The following is a 14,818-nucleotide window of genomic DNA, read 5'->3' as shown; positions in this document are numbered from 1 at the left end:
ACACCATCACACCAACGAGAAACCATGAGACAGCCGATCCTGATCGAACGCGATGGCCAGATCGCCACCGTCACGCTCAATAACCCCGAAAAGCTCAACGCCCTGGATCTGTCGATGTGGCGGGGCCTGACCGATGCCATGGTCATGCTGTCCGCCGACGACACCGTGCGCTGCGTCGTCCTGCGCGGCGCGGGGGACAAGGCGTTTGCCGCGGGCGCGGATATCGAGGAATTCCGCACGCAGCGCTTCTCCTCGGCTCAGGCGCGCGAGTACGGCGGGATCACGCACGCCACGATGCGCGCCATTGCCGAATGCCGGCACCCGACCGTCGCGCTGATCCAGGGCGCATGCGTGGGCGGAGGCCTGGAGATCGCGTCGATGTGCGACATGCGGATCTGCGGCCAGTCGAGCCGCTTCGGCGTACCCGTCAACCGGCTTGGGCTGGTCATGTCATACGGCGAACTGGGCGGGCTGATGGCACTGGCCGGCCCGGCGGCCGCACTCGAGATCGTTCTGGAGGGGCGTGTGTTCGGCGCCGCCGAGGCGCGCGAGATGCGACTTGTGAACCGTGTCGTCGCCGACGCCGATGTGCCCGAGGAAGCCTTCGCGACCGCACGACGCATCGCCCAGGGTGCACCGCTGGTGGCGCGCTGGCACAAGCAGTTCGTACACCGGCTGCAGGACCCGGCTCCGCTGCGCGCCGCAGAGGAGGACGAAGCCTACGCATGCTTCGACACCGAAGATTTCCGCATCGGCTTTGACGCCTTCGTGTCGAAGTCGCGCCCGCAGTTTCGTGGGCGCTAGACGTTTTCTTGCCGCTCATTTGCCGCGCGCATCCACGCGCTACGTATTTCCATCTGCAAGGTGTATCTCATGAATTTGCCGTTGTCGAAAATCAAGGTCCTGGACGTCAGCCAGATCATGGCTGGGCCCTTCTGCTGCATGCTGCTTGGCGACATGGGCGCCGACGTCATCAAGGTGGAAACACCGGGCGTGGGCGACCAGACCCGCAAGGCCATGGGCTTCCGGCTCAAAGGCGATGACAGTGGAGGCTTTCTGGCGCTGAATCGCAACAAGCGCAGCGTCGAGATCGATCTCAAGAACCCCGCCGGGCTGGAGGCGTTTTACGAACTGGTGCGCGGCGCCGATGTGCTGGTCGAGAACAACCGGCCCGGCGTGGCGGCGCGGCTCAAGATCGACCACGCCACGCTGAGCGCGATCAATCCACGGCTGGTCTACGCAAGTATTTCGGGATTCGGGCAGACCGGACCGTGGTCCGCCCGCCCCGGGCTCGACCTGATCGCGCAGGCGATGTCGGGGGTCATGAGCGTGATGGGGCATCCCGATGCGCCGCCCGTGAAGGCCAGCGTGCCGATCGCCGACCTTGGCGCGGGCCTTTTCACCGCATATGGAGTACTCAGTGCGCTGATGGGCCGCGAGCATACTGGCAAGGGGCAATACGTCGACGCGTCGCTGTTCGAAACGGCCTTGGGGCTGTCTGTCTGGGAATCGGCCGAATACTGGGGCACCGGGCAGGTGCCGGTGCCGATCGGCAGCGCGAACCGGATGAGCGCACCGTATCAGGCCGTGCGTGCCGCCGACCGCCATTTCGTGATCGGCGCGGCGAATCCGAAGTTGTGGAAGGCGCTGTGCGATGTGATCGGGCGTCCCGAACTGGTCGACGATCCGCGTTTTGTCGACAACGCAGCGAGGATCCGGCACCGCGACAGCCTGATCCGCGAGATCGAAACCGAGTTTGCGCGCCGCCCCGCCAGCGAGTGGGTGGACGCGCTGCTCGCGGCAGGCGTGCCGGCCGCGCCGATTGCCACGTACGATGAGGCGCTGGCGAGCGAACAGGCGGTGGCGCGTAACATGGTGCTCGAGATCGACCACCCTGTGGAGGGAGCAACCAAGGCGTTGGGCTTCCCGGTGAAACTGTGGGGCACGCCGCAGCAGGTGCGCTATCCGGCGCCGCTGCTTGGGCAACACACCGACGAGGTACTGTCGGAGTTCGGCCTCGATGCCGCCGCCGTGGCGCGACTGCGCGCCCAGGGCGCATTCGGCGAGCAGGACGCGGCGCAGCCACCGGTGCGCAAGACAGCTTGACCCCCGAGCGGGCGAAAGACCCGCCAGAACGACCATGACCATCAGGAGACAGGGATGACCCCCGTACATGCTTCACGCCGGCACCTCGTGCTCGGTGCTTGCGCGCTCGCCGCATTTGGCTTCAGTCTGCCCGCGACGGCGGAGAGCTATCCAACCCGCCGCATTGAACTGATCGTGCCGTGGCAGGCCGGTGGCGGTGCCGATGTGGTGGCACGCGCGCTGGCCGCCGCCGCGGCCAAGCACCTGCCGCAGCCGATTGTCGTCATCAACAAGCCCGGTGCCACGGGCGCGGTTGGCCTCGGCGAAGTGGTCAACGCCAGGCCGGACGGATACAAGCTCGTGCTGTCGTCCAGCGAGCTGACGTTCCTGAACCACCTGGGGCTGGCCAAGTTTACGTATCAGGATCTGGTGCCGATCGCCCGGCTCAATGCCGATCCGGCGGCGGTGGTGGTGCGTGCCGATGCGCCGTGGGCCACGCTGGAGCAATTCCTGGCCGATGCCCGCAAGCCCGGTGCCAATATTCGGGTAGGTACCGCCGGGCAGGGCTCGGCGTGGCACATGGCCTCGGCGGCGCTGGCGGAGAAGACCGGCGCGCGGTTCAACGACATTCCGTATGCCGGCGGCGCCCCGGCCACGCTGGCGCTGCTCGGCGGCCATATCGACGCGGTCACGGTGAGCACGGCTGAAGTGGCCGCCCATGTGGAAGCTGGCAAGCTCAAGGTGCTTGCGGTGATGGCAGACCGCCGGGTGGCCGGTTTCGAGAACGTGCCCACGCTCAAGGAGCGCAATATCGATCTGTCGATGGGTATCTGGCGCGGCATTTCGGCGCCGAAGGGGACGCCGCCCGAGGTATTGGCCGTGCTGAAGGCGGCGATCGCGAAGTCCGTCCAGGAGCCCATCATGCGCCAGACGCTCGAGAAGCTCCACTTCAGCACCGATACCTATGCCGACGACGTTACCCTGCAGGCCGAGATGGCCAGGGAGTCGGTCCAGTTCCGGCCGCTCGCACAACGTATCGCCGCCCAGCAGAGCGCACGATGACCGCATCGGCAGCCAGTACCGCACCGTTTGTCTTCGATACGCCGTTCATCGATGCCCACCAGCATTTCTGGGATCTGGATCGTCATCGCTATCCCTGGTTGCAGGGGGAAACGGTGCCCAATTTCCGGTACGGCGACTACAGCGCACTGCGGCGCAACTATCTGCCGGCCGACTATGCACGCGACACGGCGGGATTCGCGCCCGTGAAGACCGTGCATGTCGAGGCGGAATGGGCGCGCGAGAACCCGGTCGAGGAGACTGTCTGGCTCGACACGCTGGCCGTCGCCCACGGCCGGCCCACGGCGATCGTCGGACATGCCCAGCTCGATCGCGCGGACGTCGACGAGGTGCTGGCTGGCCATGCCGCCTCTGGCAGGATGCGCGGCATCCGCAACAAGCCGGCCACGGCGGCGCGCCGCGAGGATGCGCGCCGTGGGCAGCCGGGTTCGATGGACGATGTGCGGTGGCGGCGCGGCTATGGGCTGCTGGGTCGCCACGGCATGTCCTTCGACCTGCAGGCGCCGTGGTGGCATCTGGACCAGGCCGCGGACCTCGCGCGCGATTTTCCGCAGACCCAGCTGGTGCTGAACCATACGGGCCTGCCGGCGGACCGCAGCGAGGCGGGGCTCGACGGCTGGCGCCGCGCCATGGAACAGCTGGCGCGCGTACCCAACGTCGCGGTGAAGATCTCGGGGCTCGGGCTGCCCGGGCGGCCCTGGACGCAGGAGGACAACGTGCCCGTCATCCGCGACACCATCGCGATCTTCGGCGCGGACCGCTGCATGTTCGCCAGCAACTACCCGGTCGACAGTCTCGTGGCGCCCTACGCAACGATCCTGGCCGGCTTCGTCGCGGCCATCTCGGACCTTCCACAAGCGCAGCAGCGCGCGCTGTTGCACGACAATGCCGCGCACATCTATCGGCTGCACGACTGACCGAACCAGGAATGGATATGGAAAATGACATCAAGGTGGGTGCGACGTGCACCCGCACGCTGGTGGTCGATCGTGCGCGCACGATCGACTTTCTTGGCGAGGACCTGCGCATCTATGCGACACCGGAACTGGTGCGCGATATCGAGCAGGTTTGCCTCGACTTCCTGCAGGATCACGTGACGCCGGGGCAGAGCTCGGTGGGAACGGAGGTGTCGGTCGAGCATGCGGGCGCGACGCCGCTCGGTGGCGAAGTGAGGATCGAAGCCGAGGTGACGGCCGTCGATGGCCGCAGCGTGACGTTCCGCGTGGCCGCGCGCGATGCGGTCGAGACCGTGTGCACCGGCATTCATCGCCGCTTCGTCGTCGATGTCGAGCGGCTCAAGTCGCGCGTGCGCAAGAAGGTGGAGGCGGCTGCGACTACCGCGGCGTCCCCGGCACTTCGCTGACGGACGCGGCGGGCTGGCGCAGCGCCGCGGTTTCGCCGCAGATCCAGTCGACGAAGCTGCGGATCCGCGGATCGTCGAGCCGCTCCTGCGGGAAGACGATGAAATACGAGAACTCGACAGGCAGCCGGATCGATTCGAACAGCCTGACAAGGCGGCCTTCCGCGAGGTCCTGCTCGATCCAGTTCTTCTTGACTAGCGCCACACCCAGCCCGCTGATGGCGGCGTTGATGACCAGGTGGCTGGGCCAGAACGACGGGCCCCGACTGGCATCGACGTCGGTGACGCCCGCATGTTCGAGCCACATCGCCCAGTCGGGATTGCTGACGTCGGTATAGGTGCTGTCGTCGTGCAGCAGCGTGTGGTGCTTCAGGTCGGAAGGCTGGTTCAGCGGGGCGGGGCCCTGCAGCAGCGCGGGGCTGCACACGGGGATCACCTCCACGGGCAGGCACAGGCGCGAATAGAGGCCGGGATAGTCACCACGGCCGTAGCGGATGGCCAGGTCGAAATCGTCGCGCTCGAAGTCGATGCGATGGTTCGACGTCGACACCTTGAGGTCGATCTCCGGGTGAGCCTGCATGAAGCGATCCATGCGCGGAATCAGCCATTTGACCGCGAAGGTGGGCGGCATGTTGACCTTCAGCGCGGGCCGGTCCTTGCTATGGAGGCGGTGCGTCGCATCGGCCAGTTGCTTGAAGGCCAGCTGAACGGCCGGCAGGTACGCCGTGCCGGCCGGCGTCAGCACCAGCGCCTTGGCGTCGCGGATGAAGAGCTGCACGCCGAGGTTTTCTTCGAGCGTCTTGACCTGGTGGCTGACTGCCGAGGGTGTGACGAACAGTTCCTCGGCGGCTCTGGTGAAGCTGAGGTGCCGCGCGGCTACCTCGAATGCCCGAAGCGGATTCAGGGGAGGGATCGATCTGGACATGGTCTCGCGTTCGTGCCGGGTACCAACACACCTGCGTCACTCGCCAGCCGTCACCCGGGGACTTGTCATGCCATCCGGCCGGGCTGGACAACACAACATAGCATCCGCGGCGGGGCAGGAACATAGGTGCCTTCCCGCGTCGCCCGCGCGCCGGCGCTGGAAGGCCGGCGCGGCGTGTGCCGGGACGGGCACCAGTCTGCCCGCCGCCACACCCGGCCAGGCCTGGCGAGCTGGCCGGCCTAGTGGGCCTGGGCGGCCTGCTCGCGCGGGCGGTAGTCGATCAGGCTGGAGAACACCGCGATACCAACGGCCATGGCCACGAAGAACAGCAGCGCCAGGAAGTAGGATCCGGTCCACTGCACGATCACGCCGATCAGCACCGGCACCACCACGCCCGCCATGTTCCCGCAGAAATTCATGGTCCCGGCCAGCACTCCGGTGCGGTCCGGGCCGCCGATCACGGCCGGCAGGCTCCAGTACATGCCACAGAAGCGGATGAAGAACAGCGCCACGCAGAGCAGGGCGACCACCGCCGTGGAGTTGGAGATATACGCGGCGGCCAGGATGCACCCGGCGGCCACCAGCGACGAGCCGCTGAACATCGTACGCATCACCAGGTTTGGCGAAGCCCCGGACGCCTTCCATTTGTCGCCCAGATAGCCGCCGATCAGTTCGCCGACAAAGCCGGACATGAAGATCAGGAACGTCGCGCCGCCCATCGCCGCGATATTGAAGCCGTGGGCCTTGTGCAGGTAGCTCGGCATCCAGGTCAGCAGGCCGTAGAAGACCGCGAGGATGCAACTGTAGCCGGCGAACATCGCCAGCACCGAACGGTCGCGAATCAGTTCGCGGAACGGCACCGTGGCGCCGGCCGCGGCGATGCCGGCTGGGGCATTGCCGCGCGTGATGTGTTCGAGTTCCGCGGCGTTGACGTCAGGGTGCTCGGACGGATGGTTGCGGATATAGCGCCAGGCCAGCAACCCCGCCAGCATGGTGCCCACGCCCGCGATCACGAACGCGATGCGCCAGGAGCCCAGCCACGAGATCAGTCCGGCGATGAGGATGGCGCCGAACGCGCTGCCCAGCGGCGCGCCGCCATCCACGAGCACGGCACCGCGGCCGCGTTCATGCGGTGTCAGCCATGAACCGATCAGCTTGGCGCCCGACGGCATGATGGGCGACTCGGAGACGCCCAGGCCCATGCGTGTCAGCAGCAGCACGATCCAGTTGTGCGAGGCGGCGGCCAGCGCCTGGAACGCCCCCCACGCAATCGTGGCCGTGGCGATGATGCCACGCGTGTGATAGCGATCGAGCAGCATGCCGGCCGGAATCTGCATCAGCGCGTAGGACCAGAAGAAGGCGCTCAGCATCAGGCCCTCGATGGCCGGCGTCAGGTTGAATTCGGGCGCGATCAGCGGCAAGGCCACCGACAGCGATGCGCGATCGATGTAGTTGATCGCGGTCAGCAGCAGCATGATCAGGAAGATCCGCCAGCGCACGCTGGTGGGGCGTATCGCGGCCGCCGGTGAAAGGGCGTCGGGACTCACTGAATGCGCGGCGGGCGCCGAGGTGGCGGAAGGATGCAGAGATGGCATGGTTGTCTCGTCGTTGTGGTTGTCGGGGCGAGCAAATAGCCCCCGGCACTGTATGAGCGCCGTCCCGCATTGCCTAATGACGCGTTGTGATCGTGTGATAACCGCTGGTGAGAGGCGAACCCACGGGTCCGAGCCGAATGCGGTCCGATGCGGCGCCGTTATCGGGCCATCACGCTTTTTCATTAGGCAGGGGGCAACGCGCTTTGTAACGTTCCGGCTGGAGACAACGTACCGAACCGGAATCCTCATGCATCCCTTCTCATACCATTTCCCCACCACGCTCAGGTTTGGCAACGGCCTGGCCGCACAGGCCGGTGAGCTGATTCGCCCTCATGTCGGCGGAAAGCTGCTTGTCGTCACGGACGAGGGCCTCATGCGCAGCCGCGTGCTGGATGACTTTTTCCAGTCCCTGCGCGATGCCGGCGTGGCCTACGAGACCTTTGACGGGGTCGCGCCGAATCCGGATACCTCGGTGCTGGAGCGAGCCGTGTCGTTCCTGAGGGAACATGGCTGCACCGCCGTGGCGGGCGTCGGCGGCGGCAGCAGTATCGATACGGCCAAGGGCGTGGCCGCGATGGCGACGAATCCGGGATCGATCCTTGACTACGAAGGCTACGACCGCATCCCGAACGATCCGCTGCCGATCCTGGCGTTGCCGACCACCTCCGGCACGGGGAGTGAATGCACGGCATCGACGGTGTTTACCAACAAGGAAACGCTGTTCAAGACCGTCATCATCAGCCCGAAGCTGTTCCCGAAGCTGGCGATCCTCGATCCGGCGTTGACGCTGCGGCTGCCGCCCGCGATCACCGCGGCCACCGGCATGGACGCGCTGACCCATGCCATCGAGTCCTACGTGTCGAAGCAGGCCAATCCGATCAGCCAGGCGCTGGCGCTGCACGCGATCCGCATGATCGGGGGCAGCCTGCGCACGGCCTTCTATGTGGGCGCGGACCTGCAGGCGCGCGCGGACATGCTGATGGGGTCGTTCCTGGCGGGCGTGGCGTTCTCGCAGTCGAAGCTCGGCAACGTCCACGCGATCTCCCACACGATGGGCGGCGTGTTCGACATCGCGCACGGCATAGCCAACGCTGCGTTGCTGCCCTATGTGGTGGCTTTCAACGTGCCTGCATGCCCCGGGCGCTTCCGGGATATCGCCGAGGCGCTGGGCAGCGATGTGTCGGGCCTGACGGACCTTGTCGCGGCCGAACGGGTGGTCACGTTGATCCGCGACCTGAATCGCGCGCTCGGTATCCCGTCCAATATTCGCGAGCTTGGCGTGGATCTGGCGCATCTGCCGCAGATGGTGAAGGACTCCATGCGCAGCGGCAATGTCCTGGTCAATCCACGGCTGACCAATGCGGCCGACATCGAGCGCATTATCGTCGCCGCGCATCGCGGCAATCTCGAGGAGGTTGCCTAAGAGGTCGCTTCAAAAAGATCCTGGCGTCGTTGCCGGGTTAGCCACATTCGCTTGCCGTACCACTTGTACTGCCTGCGGCCGCGCGCCTAGCCAGGACCGCCTCGCTTCATTTTTAAGCAACCTCTAAAGCACAGGCCGGCCTCGTCCGGGCGCGGCCGATGGCTCGTTCTCGCATCACACACTCATCAGGAACACCATGTATTACGAAATGCGGACCTATACGGTCCAGATCGGCAAGATGAAGGAATACCTGCGCCACTTCGAGCAGGAAGGTCTGCCCGTGATTTCCCGTTACGCGAAGCTGGTCGGCTGGTGGTACACCGAGATCGGAGAGCTGAATCAGGTCATTCATATCTGGGCTTACGAAAGCCTCGACGACCGGATCGCGCGGCGCAATGCCCTTTATGAGGATCGCGACTGGCTGGAGAAGTTCGTGCCGGTTGCCTTTCCGATGCTGGTCAGGATGGAGTCCAAGTTGCTGCGTCCCGCGGATTTCTCGCCGATTCGCTGAGTACCATCCACGCTGGCGGTCACGGGCGCGCGTCTTGCGTGTCGTCTTGCATGTCGTCCGATGGCGGTTCTTCGCAATGCGCCTTCAGCGATTCGATCAGCAGGCGCGCACCGGGCGACAGGTGTGCGCCGGATCGGGTAATGACGCCATAGGGGTCGTCGAGCGCGCGCATCGGCACGGACAGCCGTGCCAGCATGCCGAATTGTTCGCCGAACTCCGCCACGGCGCGCGGCACCACCGCCACCAGATCCGGGGTTTCGTGCAGCATCGTCAGCGTGGCGAAGGCCGATGCCGTTTCCAGCGGGTAGCGCGGCACGTCGATGCCCGCGTCGCCGAGTTCGCGCTCCAGCGCGCGGCGCATCGGCGTGTTGACAGGATACGCCATCCACGGCAGGCCGGCCAGGTCGGCCAGCGTCAGCCCCGTGGTATTCGCCAGTGGGTGCGAGCGCGCGGCCACTACCGCGAGCGGCTCCATTTCCAGCGCCATGCAATCGTAGGCGCCGGGCCTGCGGCTCACCCCACACCGGCACAGGGCCAGGTCGATGCGGCCCTCGTCGAGCAGCGGCAGCAGCGCGGCACTCGTGTTCTCGATGATTTCCACGGACAGATGCGGCTGCTGCTTGCGCAATGCGGTCAATGCGCGCGTCAGCAGCGGAATCGCACCCATGATCACGCCCACCGCGAGATGACCGCCATGTCCGTGCGCGATCGCGGTGATCTCGGCGTGAAGGTGTTCGAGGTCGCTGTAGATCAGGCGTGCGTAGCGGGTCACGCACTGGCCCAGTTCATTGGCGACTAGCCCTTTGGGCTGGCGCTCGAACAGCGACATGCCCAGGATGTCCTCGATTTCCCTCAGGGCCTTGGTGGCGCCGGGCTGCGAGATGGCAATCTCGTCCGCAGCCTTGTGCAGCGAGCCGTGATGGTCGAGCGCGATCAGCAGACGCAGTTGCTTCAGGCGCAGTCTTGACGCAATGGTGGCGAGCGAGGGAAGTGCCGTGGGGCGCATGGCGGAGCTTGCAAAAATCGACACTATAGCGCCTTCGACTGATCGCGGCACGGCGCACGGATAACCGCCGTTTATCGGGAAATCAGGCCTTTTCATTGGCGCGCACCGGCGCCGGCGCATAGAGTCGTCCGACACTCGCGGCCACGCCGCATCCATCTCCAGGAGACTCCCATGTCGATGCAACCTTCCGGTCAACAATATATTGGCGGCACGCGTTGCGCGGGCGGTGCCACCGTGCTGCACAGTGTCGATGCACGCACGGGCGAGCGGCTGCCTTACGCGTTCCATGAGGCCACGGTCGACGAAGTCGCCGCCGCGGCCCGCGCCGCCGCGGCCGCCTATCCTGCATTCCGCGCGCTGGCGCCCGAGCAGCGGGCCCGCTTTCTGGACGCGGCGGCGGATGGCATCGACGCCCTCGGCGAGGATTTCATCGGGCTGGTCTGCCGCGAGACGGCGCTGCCCAGTGCGCGCATCGCGGGGGAGCGCGCACGTACCAGCCATCAGTTGCGGCTGTTCGCGGCCGTGCTGCGGCGCGGCGACTTTCTGGGCGCACGCATCGATCTCGCGATGCCGCAACGTACGCCGATACCGCGTGCCGACCTGCGCCAGTACCGCATTGGCGTCGGTCCGGTGGCCGTGTTCGGCGCCAGCAATTTTCCGCTTGCATTCTCGACGGCCGGCGGCGACACCGCGTCGGCGCTCGCCGCCGGCTGTCCGGTGGTATTCAAGGCCCACACGGGTCACATGGCGACGGCATCGGTCATCGCCGACGTCATGGTGCGTGCCGCGGAAGCCACGGGTATGCCGCACGGAGTCTTCAACATGATCTTCGGCGACCGGGTCGGCGAGCATCTTGTCAGGCATGCCGAGATCCGCGCAGTGGGATTCACCGGCTCGCTGCGCGGCGGCCGAGCCCTCTGCGACATGGCCGCCGCACGGCCGCATCCGATTCCCGTCTTTGCCGAGATGAGCAGCGTCAATCCGGTGATCCTGATGCCGCACGCGCTGGCGCGCCGCAGGGCGGCGATCGCGGCGGAGCTTGCCGCATCGGTGACGTTGGGTGCCGGCCAGTTTTGCACGAATCCGGGTCTTATCCTCGGCATCCGCTCGTCCGCGCTGGACGTATTTGTCGAGCACTTCAAGGCGAGCATCGCCGCCGCACCCGCGCAGACGATGCTCAATGCCGCGGGCCTGCAACACTATGAGGAAGGCATGCGGAGGTTTGCCGACACGCCCGGCATGGCCTTGCTGGCCGCCGCGCCGTCGCAACCCGGGCAGGCGTCCGCCGAACTGTGGCAAGCCGATGCGGCATTGCTGTTCCAGCCGGAGGGACGCTTGCAGCAGGAAGTGTTCGGGCCCTGCACCATCCTGGTGGAACTCGATGACGCTGCCCGGCTTCAGCACGCGATTGACGCCTTGCAGGGGCAACTCACGGCCACGCTAATCGCGGAGCCGGAGGACCTGGCCGACGCCGCGCCACTGGTTGCAGCGCTTGAACACAAGGCAGGACGGCTGCTCGTCAACAGCTATCCGACCGGTGTCGAGGTGTGCGACGCGATGGTGCACGGTGGCCCCTATCCTGCGACGTCCGATGCACGTGGGACCTCGGTGGGAACGCTGGCGATCGATCGCTTTCTGCGGCCGGTCTGCTTCCAGAACCTGGATGACGCGTTGCTGCCGGCTGCACTCCAGAATGCCAATCCGCTTGGCATCGACCGGCTGGTGAACGGCGCGCGCACGCGCGGCCCGATCATTGGCTAGGCGCGCCGCCCCCGCGCCATGGCGTCGGGCGGTTCCATTGTTGACTTGGCGTCAAATATATTTCGTCGATATGCGGCTTAATCCGCAAGAGTGAACGAGGCAGACTCCAACCATTCCCATTGTTCCCAATTGGACCTTTACACAGGAGTTTTCCCATGAGCATCCCTTCATTTGGCGTTGGCACCTTCCGCCTGACCGGCCAGGTCGCCGTGGATTCGGTGCGCAACGCGCTGGAACTCGGCTATCGCGCGATCGATACCGCGCAGATCTATGGCAATGAGGCCGACGTCGGCCAGGGCATCGCGGAGGCCGGTGTGAAGCGCGACGAGCTGTTCGTGACCACCAAGATCTGGACCGAGCACTACGCCGCCGACAAGCTCGTTCCGAGCCTGCGCGACAGCCTGAACAAGCTGCGCACCGACTATGTCGACCTGACGCTGATTCACTGGCCGGCGCCGGGCAACGGCGTGGCACTGTCCGAAACCATGAAGGCGCTCGCCGAAGCCAAGGCGCTGGGCCTGACGCGGCAGATCGGCATCTCCAACTTCAATATCGAACTGACCCGGCAGGCGATCGAAGTGGTCGGCAAGGGCGAAATCGCCACCAACCAGATCGAGCTGAGCCCCTACCTGCAGAGCCGCGAGCTGACCGCGTTCCTGAAGGAACAGGGCATTGCCGTGACGTCGTATATGACGCTGGCCTACGGCAAGGTGCTACAGGACCCGGTGCTGGCACGGATTGCCGCCCGGCACCATGCCACCGTGGCCCAGGTAGCGCTGGCGTGGGCGCTGCAACTCGGTTACGCGGTGATTCCGTCATCGACGAAACGAGAGAACCTGGCGAGCAACCTGCTGGCGCGCGAGCTGAAGCTCGATGCGGATGACATGGCGGCGATTGCCCAGCTGGAACGCAGTGGCCGCGAGGTGAGCCCCGAGGGCCTGGCCCCGGTTTGGGATTGAGAGGAAGCCACGATGTCCGTATCCACGATGTCCAAAGCACGCACGCCGCTGTTCGAGCCGTATGGGCTCGGCAGCCTCGAACTTCCCAACCGTATTGTCATGCCGCCGATGACGCGCTCGCGCGCGAGCCAGCCCGGTGACGTACCGAATGCGTTGATGGCCGAGTACTACGCGCAACGTGCCAGCGCCGGCCTGATCGTCAGTGAGGGCACCTGGATTTCGCCGCTTGGCAAGGGCTATGCGTGGACGCCCGGCATCCACACGCCGGAGCAGGTGGCAGGCTGGCGCCAGGTCACCAGTGCCGTGCATGCCGCTGGCGGGCGCATTTTTGCCCAGCTCTGGCACGTTGGCCGCCTGAGTCATATCAGCCTGCTCGACGGCCACGCACCGGTGTCGTCGTCGGCCATTCAGGCGCAAGGCGTCAACGTGTTCATTGCCGAACGCGATGGCAAGCCCGGCTTCGTGCAGGCGTCCCAACCACGCGCGCTCAGTGTCGAAGACATCCACGCGATCGTCGACGACTTCCGCCAGGCCGCGCGCAATGCCATGGCGGCCGGCTTCGACGGTGTGGAACTGCACGCGGCCAACGGCTATCTGGTGAACCAGTTCATCGACTCCGAAGCCAATGACCGCACCGACGAGTACGGCGGTGCGCTCGACAACCGCCTGCGCTTCCTGGGCGAGGTGGCGCAGGCTCTGGTCGAGGGGACGGGTAGCAAGGTCCGCGTCGGTATCCGCCTGGCACCGCTGACGACACTCAATGGCTGCGTCGATGCCGACCCCGAGACGACCTATACCGCAGCGGCGAAGCGGCTCGGCGAGATCGGCGTGGGCTACATCCATATCGCCGAGGCCGACTGGGATGACGCCCCGCATATGCCCACGGCATTCAAGCAGCGGTTGCGCGAGGTCTATCCGGGCACGCTGATCTATGCTGGCAAGTACACGGTGGAGCACGCCAACGCCGCGTTGCGCGAAGGCTGGGCCGACCTGATCGCCTTCGGACGTCCGTTCGTGGCCAACCCGGACCTTCCGGAGCGCCTGCGCAAGGGCGCCGCCCTCAATCCACATGATCGGGACACGCTGTTCGGTGGCGGTGCGCCCGGTCTGACCGACTATCCGGCACTCGCCGCCAAGGCAGCCTGAGCGGAACGAAGGAAATCCACGATGAAAACACTGACAAGACTCGCCGTGGCGGCGGCGCTGCCGTTTGTCATGCAGGTCGCTGCGGCGGCGGACTGGTATCCGTCCCCGTATGGCGCGAACGACGAGATCGGCGCTGCCAATCTGCTGACACCTGATGTGGTGAAGCACGCCGTTACGCTGGTCAAGACCGGCAAGACCTATCCGCTGGCCGTGCCCGTGGACAAGGACCTGCCCGCGTTCCGCCATCGCAGCTTCCGGCTCTACAACGTCCAGGTCGGCCAGCAGGCCGGCAAGTCGCTGGGGCCCAACAAGTTCACCTTCAACGACGAACTCGTGAACGCCTGGACGGGCGTGGGCACGCAGCTCAACGGCATTGGCCATATCGGCATCGACAACGTCTACTACAACGGCAACAAGGCTGCCGATTTCGTCAGCGTGGACGGCGTGCACCGGCTGGGGATCGAGAAGGTGCCGCCGATCGTCACGCGTGGCGTGGTGCTGGACATGACCGCGTACTACGGCAAGTCCGTCGTGCCGGGCGGCACCGAATTCACGGTGGCCGACATCCAGGCGGTGCTGAAGAAGCAGGACGTCACGCTGCGCAAGGGTGACGTGGTGCTGTTCAATACCGGATGGCTTGAACTCATCGGCAAGGACAACCGCCAGTTCCTGGAGGTGGAGCCGGGCATCGGCATGGAAGCCGCGCAATGGCTGGCCGATCAGGGCATCGTCGCCTTTGGCGGCGATACCTGGGCGTCCGAGGTCTATCCGAATCCCCACGGCAAGGACGAGTTTCCGGTCAACCAGTTCATGCTGGCCAGGCGCGGTATCTACAACCTTGAACTGATCGACAGCCGTGCCCTGGTGCGCGACAAGGCGTGGGAGTTCCTGTTCGTGCTCGGCCAGCCACTGTACGTGGGCTCCACGCAAGTCAACATCAACCCGGTAGCCATCCGATGAGCAATCC

General features: G+C 65.8%; 14 protein-coding genes. 11 read left to right on the top strand and 3 right to left on the bottom strand.

The window, feature by feature from the left end; genetic code table 11:
- The first annotated feature begins 24 nt into the window (after positions 1-24).
- From AC1DOX_RS08520 to AC1DOX_RS08500, 5 genes are all read left to right on the top strand, one after another.
- Entirely contained in the window at positions 25-804 is a 780-nt protein-coding gene (locus tag AC1DOX_RS08520) for an enoyl-CoA hydratase/isomerase family protein (RefSeq protein ID WP_477101265.1), read from the top strand.
- Positions 805-873: 69 nt separating this feature from the next.
- Positions 874-2,106 carry a CaiB/BaiF CoA transferase family protein gene (locus tag AC1DOX_RS08515; protein WP_441616620.1) on the top strand — a complete coding sequence of 411 codons (1,233 nt, stop codon included), beginning with the start codon at positions 874-876 and terminating at the stop codon, positions 2,104-2,106.
- 54 nt (positions 2,107-2,160) lie between these two features.
- Complete coding sequence (locus AC1DOX_RS08510; RefSeq protein ID WP_441616622.1) at positions 2,161-3,147, top strand: Bug family tripartite tricarboxylate transporter substrate binding protein; 987 nt, start codon at positions 2,161-2,163, stop codon at positions 3,145-3,147.
- On the top strand, positions 3,144-4,082 hold the full coding sequence (locus AC1DOX_RS08505; protein WP_441616624.1) for an amidohydrolase family protein: 939 nt from the start codon (positions 3,144-3,146) through the stop codon (positions 4,080-4,082). The genes AC1DOX_RS08510 and AC1DOX_RS08505 overlap by 4 nt, the downstream gene beginning before the upstream one ends.
- A gap of 17 nt (positions 4,083-4,099) precedes the next feature.
- Positions 4,100-4,528 (top strand): thioesterase family protein, encoded by a 429-nt coding sequence (locus AC1DOX_RS08500; RefSeq protein ID WP_441616626.1) that lies wholly within the window; start codon positions 4,100-4,102, stop codon positions 4,526-4,528.
- Here the strand turns inward: AC1DOX_RS08500 and AC1DOX_RS08495 are convergent.
- Positions 4,500-5,450: a transcriptional regulator GcvA gene (locus tag AC1DOX_RS08495; RefSeq protein WP_441616628.1), complete on the bottom strand. Its 951-nt coding sequence runs from the start codon at positions 5,448-5,450 to the stop codon at positions 4,500-4,502. The two genes, AC1DOX_RS08500 and AC1DOX_RS08495, sit on opposite strands and share 29 nt — an antisense overlap.
- 239 nt (positions 5,451-5,689) lie before the next feature.
- Positions 5,690-7,045 (bottom strand): MFS transporter, encoded by a 1,356-nt coding sequence (locus AC1DOX_RS08490; protein ID WP_441616630.1) that lies wholly within the window; start codon positions 7,043-7,045, stop codon positions 5,690-5,692.
- 247 nt (positions 7,046-7,292) lie between these two features.
- Between AC1DOX_RS08490 and AC1DOX_RS08485 the strand changes: the two genes are divergently transcribed.
- Together AC1DOX_RS08485 and AC1DOX_RS08480 are read left to right on the top strand one after the other, a co-directional pair.
- Entirely contained in the window at positions 7,293-8,468 is a 1,176-nt protein-coding gene (locus tag AC1DOX_RS08485; RefSeq protein WP_441616632.1) for an iron-containing alcohol dehydrogenase, read from the top strand.
- A gap of 196 nt (positions 8,469-8,664) precedes the next feature.
- Positions 8,665-8,979 (top strand): NIPSNAP family protein, encoded by a 315-nt coding sequence (locus tag AC1DOX_RS08480; protein ID WP_441616634.1) that lies wholly within the window; start codon positions 8,665-8,667, stop codon positions 8,977-8,979.
- A gap of 19 nt (positions 8,980-8,998) precedes the next feature.
- Here the strand turns inward: AC1DOX_RS08480 and AC1DOX_RS08475 are convergent, their stop codons facing one another.
- The gene (locus tag AC1DOX_RS08475; protein ID WP_441616636.1) at positions 8,999-9,985 is read right to left on the bottom strand and encodes a LysR family transcriptional regulator; all 987 of its coding nucleotides are present in this window, start codon (positions 9,983-9,985) and stop codon (positions 8,999-9,001) included.
- Between the two features lie 171 nt (positions 9,986-10,156).
- On the opposite strand from AC1DOX_RS08475, the gene AC1DOX_RS08470 reads away from it, so the two are divergent.
- From AC1DOX_RS08470 to AC1DOX_RS08455, 4 genes are all read left to right on the top strand, one after another.
- Positions 10,157-11,746, top strand: a complete 1,590-nt coding sequence (locus AC1DOX_RS08470; protein ID WP_441616638.1) for an aldehyde dehydrogenase (NADP(+)) — start codon at positions 10,157-10,159, stop codon at positions 11,744-11,746.
- 155 nt (positions 11,747-11,901) lie between these two features.
- Complete coding sequence (gene dkgB, locus AC1DOX_RS08465; RefSeq protein WP_441616640.1) at positions 11,902-12,705, top strand: 2,5-didehydrogluconate reductase DkgB; 804 nt, start codon at positions 11,902-11,904, stop codon at positions 12,703-12,705.
- Positions 12,706-12,717: 12 nt separating this feature from the next.
- Entirely contained in the window at positions 12,718-13,851 is a 1,134-nt protein-coding gene (locus AC1DOX_RS08460; protein ID WP_441616642.1) for an alkene reductase, read from the top strand.
- Between the two features lie 21 nt (positions 13,852-13,872).
- Positions 13,873-14,811: a cyclase family protein gene (locus AC1DOX_RS08455; RefSeq protein WP_441616644.1), complete on the top strand. Its 939-nt coding sequence runs from the start codon at positions 13,873-13,875 to the stop codon at positions 14,809-14,811.
- Positions 14,812-14,818 lie beyond the last annotated feature (7 nt).

It is taken from the genome of Cupriavidus sp. 01L415, from assembly GCF_056400065.1.
This window is presented reverse-complemented; position numbering and strand designations above follow the sequence as displayed.

Bases quoted from the DNA above. Each gene is read 5' to 3' on its own strand.
- AC1DOX_RS08520 (WP_477101265.1), top strand. From the start codon at position 25: ATGAGACAGCCGATCCTGATCGAACGCGATGGCCAGATCGCCACCGTC.
- AC1DOX_RS08515 (WP_441616620.1), top strand. From the start codon at position 874: ATGAATTTGCCGTTGTCGAAAATCAAGGTCCTGGACGTCAGCCAGATC.
- AC1DOX_RS08510 (WP_441616622.1), top strand. From the start codon at position 2,161: ATGACCCCCGTACATGCTTCACGCCGGCACCTCGTGCTCGGTGCTTGC.
- AC1DOX_RS08505 (WP_441616624.1), top strand. From the start codon at position 3,144: ATGACCGCATCGGCAGCCAGTACCGCACCGTTTGTCTTCGATACGCCG.
- AC1DOX_RS08500 (WP_441616626.1), top strand. From the start codon at position 4,100: ATGGAAAATGACATCAAGGTGGGTGCGACGTGCACCCGCACGCTGGTG.
- AC1DOX_RS08495 (WP_441616628.1), bottom strand. From the start codon at position 5,450: ATGTCCAGATCGATCCCTCCCCTGAATCCGCTTCGGGCATTCGAGGTA.
- AC1DOX_RS08490 (WP_441616630.1), bottom strand. From the start codon at position 7,045: ATGCCATCTCTGCATCCTTCCGCCACCTCGGCGCCCGCCGCGCATTCA.
- AC1DOX_RS08485 (WP_441616632.1), top strand. From the start codon at position 7,293: ATGCATCCCTTCTCATACCATTTCCCCACCACGCTCAGGTTTGGCAAC.
- AC1DOX_RS08480 (WP_441616634.1), top strand. From the start codon at position 8,665: ATGTATTACGAAATGCGGACCTATACGGTCCAGATCGGCAAGATGAAG.
- AC1DOX_RS08475 (WP_441616636.1), bottom strand. From the start codon at position 9,985: ATGCGCCCCACGGCACTTCCCTCGCTCGCCACCATTGCGTCAAGACTG.
- AC1DOX_RS08470 (WP_441616638.1), top strand. From the start codon at position 10,157: ATGTCGATGCAACCTTCCGGTCAACAATATATTGGCGGCACGCGTTGC.
- dkgB (WP_441616640.1), top strand. From the start codon at position 11,902: ATGAGCATCCCTTCATTTGGCGTTGGCACCTTCCGCCTGACCGGCCAG.
- AC1DOX_RS08460 (WP_441616642.1), top strand. From the start codon at position 12,718: ATGTCCGTATCCACGATGTCCAAAGCACGCACGCCGCTGTTCGAGCCG.
- AC1DOX_RS08455 (WP_441616644.1), top strand. From the start codon at position 13,873: ATGAAAACACTGACAAGACTCGCCGTGGCGGCGGCGCTGCCGTTTGTC.